The organism is Neobacillus ginsengisoli, from assembly GCF_030813055.1.
Genome location: NZ_JAUSTW010000010.1, coordinates 39,250 through 57,562, shown reverse-complemented (window position 1 = coordinate 57,562; position 18,313 = coordinate 39,250). Strand labels below are relative to the sequence as shown.

At 38.0% G+C, this 18,313-nt stretch carries 21 protein-coding genes; 13 read left to right on the top strand and 8 right to left on the bottom strand.

Annotation, left to right across the window (positions count from 1 at the left end):
* The first annotated feature begins 20 nt into the window (after positions 1-20).
* The 6 genes from J2S10_RS23660 (at position 21) to J2S10_RS23635 (ending at position 6,521) form a co-directional block, all read left to right on the top strand.
* Entirely contained in the window at positions 21-518 is a 498-nt protein-coding gene (locus tag J2S10_RS23660) for a YehS family protein (RefSeq protein ID WP_307413019.1), read from the top strand.
* Positions 519-547: 29 nt separating this feature from the next.
* Complete coding sequence (locus J2S10_RS23655; RefSeq protein ID WP_307413017.1) at positions 548-1,255, top strand: M48 family metallopeptidase; 708 nt, start codon at positions 548-550, stop codon at positions 1,253-1,255.
* Positions 1,256-1,657: 402 nt separating this feature from the next.
* Positions 1,658-3,319, top strand: a complete 1,662-nt coding sequence (locus J2S10_RS23650; protein WP_307413015.1) for a sensor histidine kinase — start codon at positions 1,658-1,660, stop codon at positions 3,317-3,319.
* Positions 3,316-4,095 (top strand): LytR/AlgR family response regulator transcription factor, encoded by a 780-nt coding sequence (locus tag J2S10_RS23645; protein ID WP_307413013.1) that lies wholly within the window; start codon positions 3,316-3,318, stop codon positions 4,093-4,095. The genes J2S10_RS23650 and J2S10_RS23645 overlap by 4 nt, the downstream gene beginning before the upstream one ends.
* Positions 4,096-4,259: 164 nt before the next feature.
* Positions 4,260-5,483 (top strand): L-lactate MFS transporter, encoded by a 1,224-nt coding sequence (locus J2S10_RS23640; protein ID WP_307413011.1) that lies wholly within the window; start codon positions 4,260-4,262, stop codon positions 5,481-5,483.
* Between the two features lie 807 nt (positions 5,484-6,290).
* Positions 6,291-6,521 carry a hypothetical protein gene (locus J2S10_RS23635; RefSeq protein ID WP_307413008.1) on the top strand — a complete coding sequence of 77 codons (231 nt, stop codon included), beginning with the start codon at positions 6,291-6,293 and terminating at the stop codon, positions 6,519-6,521.
* Between the two features lie 113 nt (positions 6,522-6,634).
* On the opposite strand, the gene J2S10_RS23630 is transcribed toward J2S10_RS23635, so the two are convergent.
* Positions 6,635-7,444: an alpha/beta fold hydrolase gene (locus J2S10_RS23630; RefSeq protein ID WP_307413006.1), complete on the bottom strand. Its 810-nt coding sequence runs from the start codon at positions 7,442-7,444 to the stop codon at positions 6,635-6,637.
* Between the two features lie 226 nt (positions 7,445-7,670).
* Here J2S10_RS23630 and J2S10_RS23625 point away from each other — a divergent pair, with 226 nt between their 5' ends.
* Positions 7,671-8,435, top strand: coding sequence for a MerR family transcriptional regulator (locus tag J2S10_RS23625; RefSeq protein WP_307413003.1), 765 nt, complete (start codon positions 7,671-7,673; stop codon positions 8,433-8,435).
* A 220-nt stretch (positions 8,436-8,655) separates the two neighbouring features.
* Here J2S10_RS23625 and J2S10_RS23620 read toward each other — a convergent pair whose 3' ends face one another.
* The 3 genes from J2S10_RS23620 to cidR form a co-directional block, all read right to left on the bottom strand.
* Positions 8,656-9,027: a hypothetical protein gene (locus J2S10_RS23620; RefSeq protein WP_307413001.1), complete on the bottom strand. Its 372-nt coding sequence runs from the start codon at positions 9,025-9,027 to the stop codon at positions 8,656-8,658.
* 15 nt (positions 9,028-9,042) lie between these two features.
* Entirely contained in the window at positions 9,043-9,561 is a 519-nt protein-coding gene (locus tag J2S10_RS23615; RefSeq protein WP_307412999.1) for an acyl-CoA thioesterase, read from the bottom strand.
* 236 nt (positions 9,562-9,797) lie between these two features.
* The gene (cidR, locus tag J2S10_RS23610; protein WP_307412997.1) at positions 9,798-10,685 is read right to left on the bottom strand and encodes a cidABC operon transcriptional activator CidR; all 888 of its coding nucleotides are present in this window, start codon (positions 10,683-10,685) and stop codon (positions 9,798-9,800) included.
* Positions 10,686-10,898: 213 nt separating this feature from the next.
* Between cidR and J2S10_RS23605 the strand changes: the two genes are divergently transcribed.
* The 3 genes from J2S10_RS23605 to J2S10_RS23595 all read left to right on the top strand — a co-directional run bounded on the left by J2S10_RS23605 (position 10,899) and on the right by J2S10_RS23595 (position 13,862).
* Complete coding sequence (locus tag J2S10_RS23605; RefSeq protein WP_307412994.1) at positions 10,899-11,417, top strand: shikimate kinase; 519 nt, start codon at positions 10,899-10,901, stop codon at positions 11,415-11,417.
* Between the two features lie 28 nt (positions 11,418-11,445).
* Positions 11,446-12,210, top strand: a complete 765-nt coding sequence (aroD, locus tag J2S10_RS23600; RefSeq protein ID WP_307412991.1) for a type I 3-dehydroquinate dehydratase — start codon at positions 11,446-11,448, stop codon at positions 12,208-12,210.
* A gap of 191 nt (positions 12,211-12,401) precedes the next feature.
* Positions 12,402-13,862 (top strand): PAS domain-containing sensor histidine kinase, encoded by a 1,461-nt coding sequence (locus tag J2S10_RS23595; protein WP_307412989.1) that lies wholly within the window; start codon positions 12,402-12,404, stop codon positions 13,860-13,862.
* Positions 13,863-14,080: 218 nt separating this feature from the next.
* Here J2S10_RS23595 and J2S10_RS23590 read toward each other — a convergent pair whose 3' ends face one another.
* A complete protein-coding gene (locus J2S10_RS23590; protein WP_307412987.1) occupies positions 14,081-14,617 on the bottom strand; it encodes a ribonuclease H-like YkuK family protein in 537 nt (178 codons plus the stop codon).
* A 92-nt stretch (positions 14,618-14,709) separates the two neighbouring features.
* Here J2S10_RS23590 and J2S10_RS23585 point away from each other — a divergent pair, with 92 nt between their 5' ends.
* Together J2S10_RS23585 and J2S10_RS23580 are read left to right on the top strand one after the other, a co-directional pair.
* Complete coding sequence (locus J2S10_RS23585; RefSeq protein WP_307412984.1) at positions 14,710-14,925, top strand: hypothetical protein; 216 nt, start codon at positions 14,710-14,712, stop codon at positions 14,923-14,925.
* A gap of 149 nt (positions 14,926-15,074) precedes the next feature.
* A complete protein-coding gene (locus tag J2S10_RS23580) occupies positions 15,075-15,224 on the top strand; it encodes a hypothetical protein (RefSeq protein WP_307412981.1) in 150 nt (49 codons plus the stop codon).
* 119 nt (positions 15,225-15,343) lie between these two features.
* Here J2S10_RS23580 and ytaF read toward each other — a convergent pair whose 3' ends face one another.
* On the bottom strand, positions 15,344-15,973 hold the full coding sequence (ytaF, locus tag J2S10_RS23575; RefSeq protein ID WP_307412978.1) for a sporulation membrane protein YtaF: 630 nt from the start codon (positions 15,971-15,973) through the stop codon (positions 15,344-15,346).
* Positions 15,974-16,175: 202 nt separating this feature from the next.
* Between ytaF and J2S10_RS23570 the strand changes: the two genes are divergently transcribed.
* A complete protein-coding gene (locus tag J2S10_RS23570; protein ID WP_307412976.1) occupies positions 16,176-16,559 on the top strand; it encodes a TfoX/Sxy family protein in 384 nt (127 codons plus the stop codon).
* Between the two features lie 51 nt (positions 16,560-16,610).
* Here J2S10_RS23570 and J2S10_RS23565 read toward each other — a convergent pair whose 3' ends face one another.
* Together J2S10_RS23565 and J2S10_RS23560 are read right to left on the bottom strand one after the other, a co-directional pair.
* The gene (locus J2S10_RS23565) at positions 16,611-17,753 is read right to left on the bottom strand and encodes a glycosyltransferase family 4 protein (protein WP_307412974.1); all 1,143 of its coding nucleotides are present in this window, start codon (positions 17,751-17,753) and stop codon (positions 16,611-16,613) included.
* Between the two features lie 24 nt (positions 17,754-17,777).
* Positions 17,778-18,311 carry a phosphatase PAP2 family protein gene (locus J2S10_RS23560; RefSeq protein WP_370876273.1) on the bottom strand — a complete coding sequence of 178 codons (534 nt, stop codon included), beginning with the start codon at positions 18,309-18,311 and terminating at the stop codon, positions 17,778-17,780.
* Positions 18,312-18,313: the final 2 nt, after the last annotated feature.

The following is an 18,313-nucleotide window of genomic DNA, read 5'->3' as shown; positions in this document are numbered from 1 at the left end:
TTAAAATAGGAGGTCTATTGTTGGATAATAACGATATATTAATTCGATTGAGATATGCACTGGAAATAAAAAATACAGAAATGGTAGAGATTTTTAAACTTGGTGGCGTGGAAGTAACAGTACCTGAAGTGCTAAAGATTCTCACAAAATCAGATGATTATGAAGCTGGAAATGACGATCAAATGAAATGTAATAACGATATGGTAGATTCATTTTTAAATGGCTTTATTATTTTTAAAAGAGGAAAACAAGAGCCCAAACCAGGACAGCTTGATACACCAGAGCCGTCTTTAAAGAAAAGCGCAAACGTTAATAATCTCCTTTTAAAGAAAGTAAAAATATCACTAGCATTAACGACTGAGGATATGCTTGATATATTCGAAAAAGCAGGAATCACGGTAACAAAAGGAGAACTGGGCGCTTTATTAAGAAAAGAAGGCCATAAGAATTATAAAGAGTGCGGAGATAAATTCGCCAGGAACTTCTTAAAAGGACTAGCTATCAAATACAGGGGATAACGGCATTAAAGGATCCTACAGGTGATGACATGATACATACCTACTCAGGTAAGACAATACGTTTTGAGATAAAATACAAAAACCGGACCTCAATAGGAATTACTATAGATAGCTATGGAAATGTTGAACTCCAGGCTCCGAAAGGGACACACGATGAAAGAGTGCTTCAGTTATTAGAGGAAAACTGGGATCTTATTCAGCAAAAATTAAATGAAATGAGGGATAGGCTACATGGGCAACAGGAAAAGGTTTATGAGCATGGTGAGAGCTTTCTTTATTTAGGAAATACCTATCCAATAAAGATCTTCCAAGACATAAATATAACGAAAGACCATGTAGTGTTTGAAGGAGAACAGCTGCATATATGTGTGAAGCAGCTTGAAGATGAAAAAGTAAAACAAGCTTTAAAACGATTTTATTACCAGCAGTGTAAGGCTTTAGTGGAGAAAAGTATCTATTTCTATCAATGCAATTTTAAAACAAGACCACGCTCTATTCGTATCACGGATAGTAAAACTACATGGGGAACCTGTGATTCAAAACTGCAGCTAACATTTAATTGGAGGCTGGCAATGGCACCACGTGCGGTAATTGACTATGTAGTCGTTCACGAAATGTGCCATATGGTCCATCTGAATCACGACCGATCCTTCTGGCGCCTTGTTGGAACAATAATACCAGATTATAAGGAGAAGGAAAACTGGTTGGCTTTATCAAAATGGAAAATGACAATTTAGTCAGTAAGTATTTTACTACAACCCTTATTTGAAGCTAAATCAAAAGGATCTCAATTAGCGATACTTCACTCCAGTGTAAAGGCATAAAACAGTAGAACGGTTTTTAGCATAAAATACAAAAAGGCACAGCTAGGTTCGTCCCGCTAGTTGTGCCTTTTTTCTTCGACACTTGGCATCGTATCATGGTGGTTACAATAAGGGACCCCTTATAGCCCAAGCTGCTTAGCAAACCAGATCATTCAGATGTTCAAATAAAAAACCAGTCGCTTTCATTTGCTTTTGGTTAGATATTTGAAAAAAGTACTATGCGAAAGGGAGGATAACATTTTTCACAGGATTGACGTTCTCAGTCTGTTAAAATGAAACATGGCTGTTAAATGATTCGAGAGAGGAAACCGAAATATGTATACTTCATTAGAAATGTTGATCCATTTATTCGAACGGGCAGCTCTGCTGTTAATCTGCCTGTTTTTTATGACACGGATTCCTAGGTTTAAGGAGTCACTTCAAAAGGATCGTCATTCTCCGGCAGAACGAGTAGTCATCACTTTTATCTTTTGTGTTTTTGCCATTTTTGGTACATACTCTGGCATTAAAGTAGAAGGGTCGATTATGAATATTAGAACAATCGCAATCGTGTCCGGAGGAATATTGTTTGGACCATGGGTTGGGGTCATCACCGGAATCGTTTCAGGAGTGCACCGCTACTTTTATGATATTGGAGGGGTTACATCTGTACCATGTCTTATAACAAGTATTGTAGCGGGGATAGTTTCCGGATTTATTAATCGAAAAGTGAAGAGGTCCCAACGTTGGATTTATGGAATAGCTGCAGGAATGTTTTGTGAAGTCTTGACCATGCTGTTGATTCTTAGAATGGCGAATCCGTTTGATCTTGGTTTAGACATTGTCTCAAAAATTGGATTTCCAATGGTTATTGGAGAAATCAACATTGGCCTGATTGTATTGCTTGTCATGAGCGTCGAAGGTGAAAAAGAAATGATTGCCGCAAAACAAGCCAAGTTAGCATTGGAAATAGCCAATAAGACGCTACCATATTTTCGTTCTATTAATTCTGAGTCTCTAAAAACGATTTGCACCATCATCAAAGATGATATTAAGGCTGATGCGGTCGCTATAACCGATACTCACAATGTTCTCGCTTATGTTGGCTTCGGGGAGGAAAGATATAAAATAGGCCAGGAAATTATCAGTGATTTCACAAAAGAAGCCATTCGAACGGGGAAAATCACGATAAAAAATCAAGTTGCTGATCATCATACACCTCAAATCCAATACCTTCTCATCATGCCATTTGAGGAGAGGGGAGAAGTGACCGGAACCCTCAAAATCTATTACCGCAAAGCCTATAAAATGACTTATTCCTTACAGACAATGGCGATTGGATTATCGCAAATGATTTCCACACTTATGGAGGTATCTCGGATTGAGCAAATTAAGGAAGCGGCTAATAAGGCTGAGCTGAAGGCACTCCAAACGAAAATAAACCCGCATTTTCTCTTTAATGCACTAAATGCGATTGCATCCACGACGAGAAGAAATCCGGAAAAGGCTCGTGAATTGATTATCAATCTTTCGGGCTATATGCGGTACAATCTTGAAGTAAACGATGAGTTGATTGATATCCACAAAGCACTCGAACAGGTTCGCGATTATGTGGAAATTGAGAAGGCTCGTTTTGGCAGTCGTCTGAAAGTAGAATATGATATAGACGAAGTGAGTGTAAGTATTCCAAGCCTGTTGATACAACCGCTCGTGGAGAATGCAATTATCCATGGCATATTAAAGACAAAAGGACCAGGAATTGTTACCATCGCGGTTAAGGATATGGAAAATACCATTAGAATAAGTGTGAAGGATACGGGGGCCGGGATTGAAGAAGAAGTAATTGAAAATTTGTACCGTGATAATGTGCCGGCAAGAAAAATCGGATTGTATAATGTTCATCAGCGAGTCAAGCTTATCTATGGGAAAGGGCTAATCATCCATCGGCTCGCACCAGGAACTGAGGTCTATTTTGACATAGCAAAGGAGATAAAATGAAAGCGATCATTGTTGAAGACGAAATACCGGCCCGTGAGGAACTAGAATATTTAATTGAGACGCATAGTGAAATTGAAGTAACAGATTTTTTTGATGACGGATTAGATGTATTAAAATTTTTGCAGGAGCAAGAAACAGACGCGATTTTTCTGGATATTAACATTCCCTCACTTGATGGCATGCTTCTAGCAAGTAATATCAGTAAGTTTGCCAAGAAACCATATATTATTTTTACAACAGCCTACAAAGAACATGCTGCTCAAGCTTTTGAACTTGAAGCCTTTGATTATATTTTAAAGCCTTATGACGAGAAGCGGATTGCTGCAATGTTGAACAAACTTGAATCTGTTTATAAACGTGATCATTCTAAAACTAATAATCAGGGTATGGAACTTAGTAGTAATCAGAAACCGCTTCTTCATGAGGGGGAAATGAGTTCGGGGGCTGCGGGCCGAATAAATCTAAGGAAGAACGATAAAATTTTTGTAACAGATGTGAATGATATTTATTACGCTTCCGCTAGTGAGAAAATCACGTTCGTTTATACTCAAAAGGAAGAGTACACAATGCCGATGAGTATATCAGACTTCCATTCGCGGTTGCCACAGGACTTGTTTTTTCGCTGTCATCGGTCTTATTCAGTAAATCTGACAAAAGTCCGTGAAATTGTTCCATGGTTCAACCAAACCTATCTATTACGCCTTAAGGATCTTACAGTGGAAATTCCAGTTAGTAGAAGCAAGGTGAAAGTGTTTCGACAAATCATGCGTTTATAAGCACCGTTCATTCCCTATTATAGGCATTTCATGCTGAAACCGATTTCAACTCCTTTTTCAGGTGGTATTATTTTTATTGTAAACAGACCAAATAAGGTTTGCTGATTATGAAAATAACAATTTTGAATACCTGGATAAGAGACAAATGAAAAGAGGAGATTGAAATGAAGGCAAGCAATGATAAACGATGGCTGATTGTATTGGGGACAATTATCGTGCAGATGGGATTAGGAACTATCTATACGTGGAGTTTATTCAACCAGCCGTTAGTAGAACACTTCGGGTGGAAGCTAAACTCGGTCGCTGTTACCTTCTCTATTACAAGTTTTGCGCTGGCCTTTTCAACGCTGTTTGCTGGTAAGCTACAAGATAAATGGGGGATTCGCCGTCTCATTGGCTGTGCGGGTATCGTCCTCGGAACAGGATTAATCCTTAGTTCCCAGATTTCATCGCTGTGGATGCTCTATATTTTGGCCGGTGTTGTTGTCGGATTTGCTGATGGAACTGCCTATATAACGTCCCTATCTAATCTGATTAAATGGTTCCCTGAGAAAAAAGGGCTTATATCCGGAATTTCTGTGGGGGCATATGGTACTGGAAGTTTGTTATTTAAGTTCATTAACGGATCACTTATTCAATCAGTAGGCGTTTCTCATGCTTTTTTATACTGGGGATTAATCGTCATGATCATGATTGTGGGTGGATCATTCCTAGTGAAAGAGGCAGTAATTAACAACAATCCTCAAACACTTAAGGAAACAGCGCAGAAAGACTACACAGTCAAAGAAATGCTGAAAACAAAGGAAGCATACTTATTGTTTGTGATGTTTTTTACAGCTTGTATGAGCGGCTTATATCTAATTGGGATCGTAAAGGATATTGGCGTTAGTTTAGCCGGATTAGATGTAGCAACTGCAGGTAATGCGGTGGCATTAGTAGCTATTTTTAATACAACTGGCCGGATTATTCTCGGTGCATTATCAGATAAAGTGGGTCGTTTGAAAGTGGTATCTGGTGCACTTTTAGTGACTGCAGTGGCTGTAACAGTATTAAGCTTTGCAAAATTAAATTATGGCTTGTTCTTTACATGTGTAGCAGGGATTGCTTTTAGCTTTGGTGGTAATATAACCATATTTCCTGCAATTATAGCTGATTTCTTTGGTTTAAAAAATCAAAGCAAAAACTATGGTATTGTTTATCAAGGCTTCGGTCTTGGTGCACTTTCTGGTTCGTTTATCGCAGCTGCACTCGGCGGATTCGTACCTACTTTCACCTTCATTGCCGTATTAAGCATAATTTCAATAATCATCGCTTTAACGATAAAGGCTCCTAGTCAAGGAAAACCTCGAAAGAAAGAAAATGCAATCACAGGAAAATTTGCTGCGTGATGTTAATAATAGATATAAGGGTCAGTCCTTTAGCACATTCAGTGTCTAAGAGGCTGACTCTTTTTGATTCTCAGGACCGACAAATCGGACTTCACAAGGAAGTCCTTTTGGGACAACCTCTATTTTCTGACTTGGGACCATATTTCTTTGACTTTCAAAACGACAGCACCAGGGCTTGAATGGTTTAGTATCCAAAAGCTCGTAATCTGCTTTTGATTTTGAACCTTGTATTACCTAAAAAAAGCACCAATCATTTACTAACGAACCTTTATATAGTTATGAAAAATTAATTAGTGAACAATTTCTGAATAAAGGATATCCGGTATTAGCAAATTAAGAATAATCTTGTAATTTTATTGCGGCTTTTAAAGATGATTCACAGTAATTGAATATAAATACCTTCTTGCTGTTGGGTTGGATAAATTCTTTTTTTTAAAATTGGCTGTGTTAAAGGCGAATGTTGATTTTTTACAACTGTTGATTGGAGCGGAGGGCGCTCGACTCCTGCGGGATAGAGAGGTCACGGGAGACCCCGCAGGCGCATTAAGCGCCGAGGAGGCTCTCGGCCTCCCCGCGGAAAGCGAGCGCCAGGAGCGGAAATCAACAACCAAGTTTAACAGAGCCTAAAAATTAAATGAGATAAAAACTTACCATAACTATGTGAGGCAATTCCATGAAAAAAGGAATTTTTTACCTTTAAGTTTTTTGTTCGATGTGGTATCTGGGATTATGTTGGTAAGTCTTATCCTTCTTATATCTACATATATCAAGACAAAAAACCCGCTAAGTGGAAAAGGAGGTGATCCCTTGGATTTAAATATATTTAACGGAAAGAATCGCGAAGAAAAGGAAAATCTTGAAGAAATTCTTAAACATTCAATTGAAATTGAAGAAGATTTAATGCGGACGTATCTTATAACCGCTGAGCGGATTCACGATGATGATGAATTAAAGGAGCGCCTCGAAAATTTTGCCGAAGGAAATGCGAAAAGGACTAAACAGCTTATTGATGAGTTAAATGAAAGTAAAGAGAAATAGATGGAAGCTGTGAGGATTCCAATAATCCCACAGCTTTTCATTTTTTGAATGTGATTCAAAAAGAATCAACAAAAAAGTACTCTTATCGGATTTTTTTTGATGGATTTAAACAACTACCCAATAAAATCTGCCAATTCTCTATTTAACTTGTTTCGCTCTTCCCAGAACAATCCATGACCGCTTTGTTCAAACCAAACAAGTTTAGAATTTATAATTCCTTGATGAAGCGCAGAGGCCAATGGAGGTAAACAAATTTTGTCATGTATACCATGTAATATCAATGTAGGGACTTGAATTCTTTCAATATCAGAAAATAAAATCTCATCTCTTAAGGAGGCTAATACATATGCAGTAGAATAACCGGAGGCTTCAAGACCTAATTGGAAGAACCAGTCCGAGAATGGTTTGGTAAGTTTTTGATAAAAGAACATGTTTGTAAACTCAGCCAGCATTTTCGGACGATCATTATAGACTTCTTGGATAAGTGCATTTACAGCTTCCGCTGCTAGACCATAAGGAAAGCCGGACCGTTGAATAAAACTGGGAGCAGCAGCGGCAAAAAGTGCTAATTTCGATACTCCATAGCTATTGTGACGCCCCATATACCTGGTAACTATCGCTCCTCCTACAGAATGCCCTGCAAGTGTGAAGTTCTGTAATCCAAGCGCTTCGGCTACATATCGAATATCATCAGCCAGCCTGTCGTAAGAGTATCCAACCGAAGGCTTATCTGATTTACCAAACCCCCTGATATCAATTCCAATACACCGATACCCAAGACCTGGGAGTACATTAAACTGGTATTCAAATAATTTATGGTTTGCAGGCCACCCGTGTACAAAGAGGATGACCTTCCTACTCGTACGGTTAACATCTTCTACATAAATATTAACGTCAGGTTCTACGCTAACATAGTATCCCATTTGGCATCCCCCTAAAAAGCCTCTTATGGTTCTTGTAACAAAGCTATTCAATAAGAGCAAGGTTTATAACTTTGCATTAGAGAATGGTAAAGGAGTAAGGGCGGTCTTCCTATGAGTTAGGTTGATTATAAAAACTAACCTGTTTGAATAATTTGGATAAAATAAAAAAATAGCTATTGACCTTGACGTTGCGTAAAGGTGTATCGTTATTTTAGGAGGTGAACGAATGGAATACACAGTGCAAAAGCTAGGGAAGTTAGCAGGAATAAGCACCAGAACTCTTCGGTATTATGATGAAATTGGAATTCTTAAGCCGGCAAGAATCAATTCGTCAGGATATCGGATTTACGGGCAAGCAGAAGTTGACAGACTGCAGCAAATCCTTTTTTACAGGGAATTAGGTGTAAGTTTAAATAGTATAAGGGATATTGTTACGGCACCTTCCTTTGATGGAGCGAATGCACTGAGAGAACATCGTGAAAAACTCCTTGAAAAACGACAACAATTAGATATGTTAATTGCCAATGTGGAAAAAACCATTGCGGTAACAGAGGGGAGAATCAAAATGGCTGATAATGAAAAGTTTGAAGGATTTAAGCAAAAAATGATAGATGACAATGAGAAAAAGTACGGTGAGGAAATTCGGAAAAAATACGGAAATGAAGCGATTGACAAGTCAAATGCAAAAGTAAAAAATATGACTCAGGAACAATATGCAGCAGTCACAGACCTGGAACAGCAGGTTAAGGAAGCATTGGCTCATGCTTTCGCCACCGGCGACCCGGCAGGTGAATTAGCGCAAACGGCAGCGGATTTGCATAAGCAATGGCTCACTTTTTATTGGAGTGAGTACAGTAAAGAAGCGCACGCCGGTCTTGCGCAAATGTATGTGGATGATGAACGGTTTAAAGCCTATTATGATAAGGAACAAACGGGTGCTGCAGAATTTTTAAGAGATGCCATTCGTATTTACACCGGTATCAAAGAATAAATATATGGCAATATGCAAGAAAAAAGCGATTGGTGTAAAAACCAATCGTTTTTTATGTTGGATAGTAAAAGTTCGTTTAAGCCAAATTTAAACCATCATCAGCATGTCCACCCTCGGTGGACAAAACAGGCGTAGTGTCTTTTGATGGTGTCAGGCACCATCTAGTTATTAAGTCAGTTGTTAAATTATATTAAATATTAGGCTGTGGATCTAAAACCTGTTACCTAATACTGGAGGCACCTACTAATGACTCAGGAGTCATACCAAGTACTAACTGACTGATTTTTGCGAAATCAGTACTTCTGAATTTAGTTAAAAACTGTTTTAGTATTTGGGAATCTAGATCATCTTTTAATTTTTGTAATTCTTTTTTATACAAGCGCAGTACAGAACCATACACAAAATTTGGTTTATATTCGCCTGGATCTTCATCCATAATTAAACATCCCATGTAATTATATTTAAATTGAAATGCCCGTGTAAGATTAACCATATCCAAAAGTTTTTCGAAAAGGGCCGGATAGTCTTTTTTTAGATTCTCCAAGGCTTCGCTAGTGGCTTTTAACTCATCAAGACTAGTCAAAGTGATCATTACATTTTCCTCCTCTTATTTATCCCAAGGTTTTTTTACTGATATATACTCAGCTAATTCTTTACTTTTTTGTCTTCTTAATTTACGTATTTCTGCTCTTTCTTTTCCTGTATCATATAGGAATTTTTCTTCTTCTGTTTCCGGAATAATGCTTGGAACTTCGACCGGACGTTTATTTACATCTAAGGCGACAAAAGTCAAAAATGCAGTTGCGGCAATTCGTCTTTCACCATTCATAATGTCTTCGGCGATAACTTTACAAAAAATTTCCATAGAAGTTTTACCTGTATATGTGACAAACGATTCGACACAGACTGAATCAGTTTGATGGATAGGACATAAGAAATCAATTGAATCTGTAGAGGCCGTTACACATTCTTTGACTCTCGAATGTCTCCTGGCTGATAAAGTTGCGGCGTCATCAAGCTTTTTCATTAAAACTCCGCCAAAAAGTGTATTATAGTTATTTAAATCGCATGATAATACTTGAGCAGTATTAATAATGCGGCTTTCTTTCGCTTTTTTTGCTTTCATTAAGCTGTTTCCTTTCATGCTGGGATTCTAAATGAAATTTACTATATCCACGTTATTAAAAGGTTTTTCTTACATAAACAAGTGTACGCCGCATTGATAGGTAAGTAAAATGGTTAAATTTTATCGGTTGTATAGCCATTTTCTATGTAAATGCTTTCAATTATGCAGTGTATATATAGTTGAAAAACGGCCCCTCTTTAAGGAACCGTTTGAACAAATTTTTGTGATAAATAAAATTAATCTGCATGTATTAGATGTTCTCTTGTGAACTGCAGCCATTCTTTTGCCGCATAGGAAAGGTATTGATTTTTGCCCCAAATAACGGCAAGGTTCCAGCGGATGGAAGGGTTTATTACTTTTACAGGAATAACATGTTTATTTAGATGCCTGCAAATACTTTCAGGCAAAAGGGATACGCCAAGTTTCGAAGCCACCATATCCTGTATAAAAGACCATTGGGAACTTTCAGCGATTATATGAGGATTAAAACCAACATTGTTACAAGAAAAGATAATCCGATCGTTTAAGACAAAGTCTTTATTAAACAATATAAAAGACTCATTTTTCAATTCTTCTAAGCTGACTTCGTCCCTTAATGCTAAAGGGTGTGATGAATGAAGCAGTAGTTTAAAGTCTTCTTCTAAAAATGAGAAATACTCAAAATTGTCATTTTTGGTTGGGAGAACAATGACACCCACATCAAGAAGATTGTTGCTAACGTCCTCTTCTATTTTTTTTGAACCGTCTTCCAATAATTGAAAAGTAATGCCGGGATATTTTTCATGAAAGCTTCCTATTATTTTAAGGAAGAGGTTTGCATCGAATATGGGAGGCAAACCAATGCGAATATGCCCCTTTTTTAACCCAAAAAGGTTATCTAATTCCGTTTCTAAATTAATAAAGGCTTTGTCGATTAATTTCGCTTGCTCCAAAATAATCCTCCCTGCATCTGTTAGGGTTAATTGTTTTCGAGAGCGGTCAAAAAGAGCAACCCCTACCTCTTCCTCAAGGTTTTTAATCATTTTACTAATGGTGGGCTGCGTGATAAATAAGTGATCTGCTGCGCGTGAAAAACTATTAGAATTTGCCACCTCGATAAAATATTGTAAATGTTTAATATCCACAATTGTACACCTGCTTGTGATTAATTTTATTAGTATTAACGTAACATAAAATCTGTTTTTTTATCATGAAACTAAATAAAAGGCCTCCAATCCAAAATGAAGGCCTTTTAGAGATTCACAAATCTCGTAAAATAAATTGTTTTTCTACCAGAGGAAAGAATATAATGTTAAAAAAGTGGATTTGTTCGTTTTTGCTTAAGGGGGATAGAAACAATGGGAGAAAAGAGTTTCGTGTTTATTGGATTTATGGGTGCCGGGAAAACAACAATTGGGAAACTGGTAGCTAAAAAGCTTGGCAGCAATTTCGTTGATATTGATGAAGAAATTGAGAAACAATACCAAATGCCTATTACGCAAATTTTTAATAAAATCGGCGAAAAAGCATTTAGAGATAGGGAAAAAAGTTTAATTACAAGTCTTGCCGAACACAAGCAGCAAATTCTTTCTGTTGGCGGCGGAGCTTTTTTACAAGATGAGGTCAGGAATGTATGTTTGTCATCTTGTATTGTGATTTACCTGAATTTATCGTGGGAGAGCTGGAAGCAACGGTTAAGCCTTCTTATTGAAAGCCGTCCGCTATTACAAGGAAAGTCCCTCGACGAAATGGAAGAGCTTTTTAATAAAAGACAAGAAATCTATAATTCAAATCATCATTATAAAATTGAAACGGATAACCTCGATATAGAAGAAATAGCAGATTCTATAGTGGAAATGTTGAAATTGGTTGGTTGATGAAATCAGACTAAAGGGGGGCAGAAGGATGAAAAAAACCGTTACAGTGAAAGGTATCACCATTGGAGAAGGTGCTCCGAAAATTTGCGTCCCGATGGTGGGGGAAACAATTGCGCAATTGATCGAAGAAGCAGTGTTTCTTAAAGCAGTTGACTTTGATGTTGTGGAGTGGCGCGTCGATTTTTTTGAGAATGTCCTGGATTTAGAGAAGGTAAAAGCGGCACTGGGTGAGATTCGTGTTATTCTTCCGGACACACCTCTTGTCTTTACGTTCCGCAGTGCGAAAGAAGGCGGAGAAAAGGAAGTAAGCTCGGAATTTTATGTTGAATTAAACAAGTCCATGGCCGAAACAGGAATGGTGGATATCATCGATGTTGAGTTGTTTAACGATGAGAATGATGTGAGAACATTGATTGAAACAGCGCATTCAAATAATGTATTTGTTATTATTTCTAACCATGATTTTGACAAGACTCCTGCAAAAGAAGAAATTGTGTCGCGATTAAGGAAGGCACAGGATTTGGGAGGGGACCTGCCCAAAATTGCTGTTATGCCTACCAATACTTCAGACGTGCTTATGCTATTGGATGCGACCAATTCAATGAATGAACTCTATGCTGACCGCCCGTTTATTACCATGTCCATGGCTGGCAAAGGAGTTATCAGCCGCTTGGCAGGAGAGGTTTTCGGATCCGCGCTAACATTCGGTGCTGCAAAGAAAGCATCCGCACCAGGACAAGTGAGTGTTACAGAGTTACGTAAAGTTTTAGACCTTATACATACTAATTTATAAAGATGTGGGTGTCAGGTACTGTATGCGGACAACTGTCCTTCAACGGTGCCTGACACTATTTTTTGTTTGTGGAGGTCTTCCTGTATAGGCGCCGAAAGGCTAGTTATGAAACAAACGGAAAAAGTTCTTTTCTTTATGGTAAAATTAAGTAGAATAAAAGTAAGAGTAAATGAGCGTTGAGGGAGATTTCTATGTCTAAAAATTTTCCGATTTTTAGGAATGATAGTGAAGCTGAATTATATAATCCAGATGAATTAATTGATTTATTTCTTGAATGTACAGCCGACGGATTTGCAATTATAGATATGGAATATCGGATTATTCGGATAAATCATATGTATACAAAAATTTTCGGCTATACAGAAGAAGATTTAATCGGGAAAAGAATCGATGCATTGCCCCATCTGGAAACAGCTGTAGAAATAATTAAACAAGTCAAATATGGAAAAACCTTTACCGATTTAATTACCCAACGATTTCATAAAAATGGCAGCATCTTGGATATTGCTGTTTCCTATTCTCCCTTTCGAAATTTAAGAAAGGAAATTATTGCTGTAATAGCCATTTTTCGCGATATAACAAAATATATAAACATGGAAAGAGAATTAAAAAGAACACGTGAACTGTACAAATTAATTACCGAAAACACCACAGATATGATTAAGGTTTTTACGAAAGAAGATAAAATCATATATGCTTCTCCTTCGTATGAAAAAGTGGTCGGGATACCACAGGAGGAATTTGTAGGTCGATACCTGTCCGAATTTTTCTTTCCTGAAGAAGTAGAAACTCATAAAAAAACCTTGCAGAAATTAATGGATACCGGAGAACCGCAATTATTTCAAAAAAAGATAAAAACAATTGAAAACGATATCATCTTTGCTGAGTTCAACGTTTCCCCTATTTTTAATGAACAAAAAGAGATCGATGCATTTGTCACGGTTGGGAGAAATATTACGGAACGGATTAAAAATGATGAAGCCCTCCGTAATTTAGACCGGCTTTCAATCATTGGTCAGTTAGCAGCAGGCGTAGCCCATGAGATCCGAAATCCGTTGACTTCCTTAAAAGGATTTTCAAAGCTTTTAAAAAATACAACGAATAAAAATAAGCAGGATCACTATTTATCGATTATCACGGACGAATTAGATCGAATTGATATGATTGTGAATGAATTTATGTCATTGGCGAAGCCCCAAGCCATTCAATTTGAACGTGAAAATTTGATTTCAATCATAGACAGCACGGTCAATGTCCTGCATCCGCAAGCGCTGCTTCATAACGTCCAAATTAACAGCAAATTCGAAAAGGACGACATTGAGCTGCTTTGCAGCCCAAATCAGCTTAAACAAGTCTTTGTTAACTTCCTCAAAAATGCGATTGAATCTATGCCTAACGGAGGTAATGTCCATATAGAGGTAGAGAAAATAGAAGATAAAAGAGTGAGGATTAGCTTTTTTGATGAAGGAACGGGAATCGAATCGGATGTATTAAGGTTTTTAGGAACACCGTTTTATACGACAAAGGATAAAGGCATCGGGCTTGGACTTACCGTCAGCAACAAAATCATTCAAGAGCACAACGGAACAATGAAAATAGAAAGCGACATCGGCAAAGGAACAAAAGTGATAGTAGAATTACAACATAACTAATGAGGACGGATCTTCACTTTTTGGTATGATAAAGCGATGGGGAATTCCCGGCTGTTTTATTGTGCATTACCATAGTTGGAGACAGTCCTCCATTGCGTTAATGCGTTACTATCAAATAATTTAGATTGAGGGATCTATAGATTATAGGGTATAAGAGGGAGTTGGGATATAAGCGGGTTTTAGATGAGGAAGCCGGTTATAGATCTTAAATAACGACGTTATTTTGTATAACGGTTGGCATAGCTTGAAGCAACGAAAGCATCAGGTTTTATTTTTGGTTCAACACCCATTGATTCCATTCGTGTAACCATTTCTTTAACAAACTCACTTGTTTTATTTCGTTTGCCGGCACCAATGTCGATATGACCTTCCATTGAAAATGTAGCTCCTTGATACAGATAAGGTAAAATGATATTGATTAATTGATTTTTTCTTTCTTCGGTAAACATCGAAACAATCGATTCTGTTAATGATAATTCAAGAGAAATCCGCTCGTGGAGCTGCGTCATTTTTCTTGATATGATCACTTTTCTTATACAAGCCCAAACACCTTTTCCTTCATTTTGAATCACAATTCCAGTAATAAAAACGGTATAGGATTTATGAACTTGCGAATCTGTTCCAACCATCAAGCGGTAATTGCCATCGGGATTAATTTTCATAAACGTAATGATATGCTCAAAGACTTGTTCAAACGTCATATTACTTTCTTGAAGGTTTTGAAACAAGTAGTCATGAAGTTGATTTTTTTTCATAAGAAAGCACCACATCTTTCCTGCCCTATTAATATATATGAAAATAATAATGGAATTATTAAACTATTTTTTAGGGCTATTTATAATATCTTATGGCACAAGATTTATTAGGTGCAGAGGAAGGAAGAGATAAAGAACCGGGGGAAAGTAAGCCTTTAAATCGGTGTATATTGGTCGGGGTTGAAGCGGTAGTTGTGCATACAAGCGTTAATTATAAAAAAGAAGTGTTCAATAATGAGGTTCGAGAACTGCTTGAAAAGGATTCTCTTTTGGATGATAGCTATTTAGTCGCGGAAAAAAGATGCTAACTGAAGACTTATTTTAACAGCACAAAAGTAAATTTAACTTGAAACGGAAAAAAGAAGCGTTTGCCTATCAATATTTATGCCAGTCCATCATTAGATAGAGAAACAGGAATAATTTTATTAAGGATGGATGGAAATGGCAAAGAGGAATCGTGGAAAAACAATCAGCTACCTGCCTTCGAATGGAAGAGGGACCTGCCCATTATGCGGAAGGACAAGGATTAAGCTATTGTATCCGCATAAAACGGAAACAAATCAAACAATTAAAGTTTGCAAAAACTGCCGTCATAAATAATAGATAAAAAAATTCCTAGGATATTCTTAGGAATTTTTTTATAAACATTAACAATAGGTGCCTGACACTAATATTGTCCACAGGTCGTGGATTAGTGTCTTTTTATGGTGTCAGGCACCGTAGGCTTTAAATAATGATTTCATAAATGCCGATGAGGATGAGGATGAGCCCTGCGATGATGTTTGAGTATTTTCCTACCCGGTTGTCACTAATTTTGCTGCCAATTTTTATCCCGAAGAAAATGGAAATAAGGGAGAAAACACCGATAGAGATTGTGGTTAATATTGGAGATATTCCGGTGAAACCGGCTCCTAAACCCATCGCTAAACAATTCATTGCAAGCGCCAGGCCTAATAATATTGACTCCTTAAAGGAAATCACTTTATCCTCATTAATATCAGCTAAAGCCGGTTGAGATATAACCTTTGTAAGGTTAGAATCAGCCCTAACCGGAACTGGCTCTGATGCAGGTTCAGGATCAGGGGAAGATTTAGGGAAGATGGATTCAACAACACACTTTCCTCCAAGAAAAATAATCAGCAAACCACCTGCGTAATTAGCAACTGTTAACGATATAAATTGTGATATATATTCACCTGCCGTAATGGAAATATAGGCACAGAGCATGGAAATGACAGCAATAACTATATTGGAAACAAAGGGGATACGTGTTGATTTTAGCCCATATGAAACACTGATCCCTAAGTTGTCAAGGTTGGCTGCGACACCTATTAGCAATATTGTTAACCAATGCATGTTTGGATCCTCCTAGGAAGCATTATTTTCTATTTGTATGCAAAATGGTCCTGAAAGTGCCTAAATAAAAACTGCGGTGACAGGCACCGTTTGTGGACAGTTCACTTGAAATGTCCATATCCAGTGGACGGTGTTTTTGTATGTAACTTGTCAGTACTGGAAAAGTTATAATATTAATGGATTTATGAAAGGGGGAGCTTTTATGCCGATGCCGAAGCCGGTTGAAGAGTCAAAAGCATTTTTTGCTTCTGTTATACCTGTTGACCCGCGTATCATGATTAAGCCGATGTTTGGAAACCTTGCTAGTTTTATCAATGGGAATATGTTTGCCGGCTTATACGGAATCCATATTTTTGTCAGACTGCCAGAAAATGAACGACTTCGACTTTTGGAGGAGGAAGGGGCAGCCGAATTCTCGCCGATGCAGGGAAGACCGATGAAGGAGTATGTCGTGTTCCCAGAGAAGTGGCGTGAAGAACCGGATAAAATAAAGGAATGGATTCAACAGTCCATCAAATGGGTGGAAAAAATGCCTGAGAAGGTATCAGCTAAGAAAAAGAAAGCAAAAACGACTACCAAGGATTAGTAAGGTAGTCGTTTTCTCATATTTAGAGGCGTCATGGACTGGACTAAGCATTCACGCATATTTTTTTGACTTAATCTCTTCGATAACAGCTGAATAATGCCAAAGTAAATTTTCAAAAATTTTATCCCATTTTTGCTCTAAAGCATAATTTCTTCCTTCCCAACCCATTTGCTTTCGTAAGCTCTCATTGTTTAGCAGCCTGGCGATGGCCCCGGCAAACTCAGGTACATATCCCGGTTTGCACAAGTACCCATTCTCCCCCGGTTTCACGATGTTTTTAACGCCCCCGGCATTGGCTCCAATAACAGGTGTGCCGCTGGCCAGCGCTTCAAGGACCACGTTGCCAAACGTTTCAGTTGCAGATGGAAAAACGAATAAATCCGAAGCAGAATAGACCTCTGCTAATTTTTCTCCTTTTAAGTAACCGGTAAAACTCATGTTTAGCGGGGCTTCTTTTTCAAGTTCTTCACGCAAAGGACCATCACCAATAACGAACCAGTGAATGTTTTCATTTAGTTCAGGCGGCAACGATTTGGCAACAGCAAGAAGAGTGTGAACATCTTTTTCAGGTGCTAACCTTCCAACATAGGTTAGGAGGTATTTTTTCGAAACTCCGTAGTGCTTTCGGACCGCTTTTTTATCATAAAAGGGATGAAAAACCTGACAATCAACCCCTCTAGGCCAAATTTCCAGATTCGAAAATCCGTGCTGTTTGAGCTGCTCTAATGTTTCATTGGAGGGAACAAATAATTTTTCACAGGATCGATGGAACCAATTCATATATTTCCAGAGGATTTTAGAAAGAAATTGAAGGTCGTAGTAGTGTAAATAATGATCGAAGTCGGTGTGATAGGAGCCGACTAGTGGGATATTCAATTTTTTCGCAAAATAAACGCCGCAAAGGCCAATGTTAAACGGCGTTGCAACGTGAATCAAATCCGGCGCGAAACTTTGTAATTCTGACTTGATACGGTGAAGGTTCGGTAAAGCGAGACGGCATTCAGGATATAAGAAAAAGGAGAGGCTTTTTAAACGATAAATATGGCTTGACGCATATTCGCTCGGATAAGAATCCGGTGCAAAGACTTTAAAGGAGATGTTTTGCGCATCTAGATAATGGCAAAATCGTTTAAGTGTGCGGGCCGCTCCGTTGATATCCGGGTAAAAGGTATCTGTGAAAATCGCCAGTTTCATCTCATCCCTCCTAACCTTGTTTTTTCAAATACATAATAGATAAAAGCTTAGGATACCGGTACATGTTCCAAGAATGCCGCCGGCGATAACGTCTGAGGGATAGTGAAGACCTAAGTATATTCTCGATAACCCTGTAAAAAGCCCTAATGGTATTAAGACATAAGAAAGCTGCGGAATGAATAATACATATGGTATTACAACGGAGAAAATCGCCGTTGTATGGCCCGAAGGAAATGAATGATCCTGTAATGGATTTTCTGGGAACTTCGTTTTCTCCACTATCAAATAGGGTCTTTTTCGCGGAAAAAGCTGCTTAACAAAATGTACAGGTATATGACTGGCTGTTAATGCAAGGGCACTGGATATAGCAGTTAATCTTACGGCACCCCTTGGCGATAAGAAAAGGAGGAGAAACGTGACGGCAATTGTAAATCTTGCTCCTCCTAGATGTGTGACTGAGCGGAAAAATAGATTTAACAGCTTTTTATCAAAATGGCGATTGACCTTTTGCAGTAATCGGCATTCGAAGCCATAAAATACATTTATCATTCTTATCATGG

Excerpts from the sequence above, each read along its gene's own strand:
- J2S10_RS23565 (WP_307412974.1), bottom strand. The coding sequence starts at position 17,753 with ATGAAACTGGCGATTTTCACAGATACCTTTTACCCGGATATCAACGGA.
- J2S10_RS23560 (WP_370876273.1), bottom strand. The coding sequence starts at position 18,311 with ATGATAAGAATGATAAATGTATTTTATGGCTTCGAATGCCGATTACTG.
- J2S10_RS23650 (WP_307413015.1), top strand. The coding sequence starts at position 1,658 with ATGTATACTTCATTAGAAATGTTGATCCATTTATTCGAACGGGCAGCT.
- J2S10_RS23620 (WP_307413001.1), bottom strand. The coding sequence starts at position 9,027 with ATGATCACTTTGACTAGTCTTGATGAGTTAAAAGCCACTAGCGAAGCC.
- J2S10_RS23625 (WP_307413003.1), top strand. The coding sequence starts at position 7,671 with ATGGAATACACAGTGCAAAAGCTAGGGAAGTTAGCAGGAATAAGCACC.
- J2S10_RS23640 (WP_307413011.1), top strand. The coding sequence starts at position 4,260 with ATGAAGGCAAGCAATGATAAACGATGGCTGATTGTATTGGGGACAATT.
- J2S10_RS23645 (WP_307413013.1), top strand. The coding sequence starts at position 3,316 with ATGAAAGCGATCATTGTTGAAGACGAAATACCGGCCCGTGAGGAACTA.
- J2S10_RS23605 (WP_307412994.1), top strand. The coding sequence starts at position 10,899 with ATGGGAGAAAAGAGTTTCGTGTTTATTGGATTTATGGGTGCCGGGAAA.
- ytaF (WP_307412978.1), bottom strand. The coding sequence starts at position 15,973 with ATGCATTGGTTAACAATATTGCTAATAGGTGTCGCAGCCAACCTTGAC.
- aroD (WP_307412991.1), top strand. The coding sequence starts at position 11,446 with ATGAAAAAAACCGTTACAGTGAAAGGTATCACCATTGGAGAAGGTGCT.
- J2S10_RS23585 (WP_307412984.1), top strand. The coding sequence starts at position 14,710 with ATGGCACAAGATTTATTAGGTGCAGAGGAAGGAAGAGATAAAGAACCG.
- J2S10_RS23590 (WP_307412987.1), bottom strand. The coding sequence starts at position 14,617 with ATGAAAAAAAATCAACTTCATGACTACTTGTTTCAAAACCTTCAAGAA.
- J2S10_RS23630 (WP_307413006.1), bottom strand. The coding sequence starts at position 7,444 with ATGGGATACTATGTTAGCGTAGAACCTGACGTTAATATTTATGTAGAA.
- J2S10_RS23615 (WP_307412999.1), bottom strand. The coding sequence starts at position 9,561 with ATGAAAGCAAAAAAAGCGAAAGAAAGCCGCATTATTAATACTGCTCAA.
- J2S10_RS23655 (WP_307413017.1), top strand. The coding sequence starts at position 548 with ATGATACATACCTACTCAGGTAAGACAATACGTTTTGAGATAAAATAC.
- J2S10_RS23595 (WP_307412989.1), top strand. The coding sequence starts at position 12,402 with ATGTCTAAAAATTTTCCGATTTTTAGGAATGATAGTGAAGCTGAATTA.
- J2S10_RS23570 (WP_307412976.1), top strand. The coding sequence starts at position 16,176 with ATGCCGATGCCGAAGCCGGTTGAAGAGTCAAAAGCATTTTTTGCTTCT.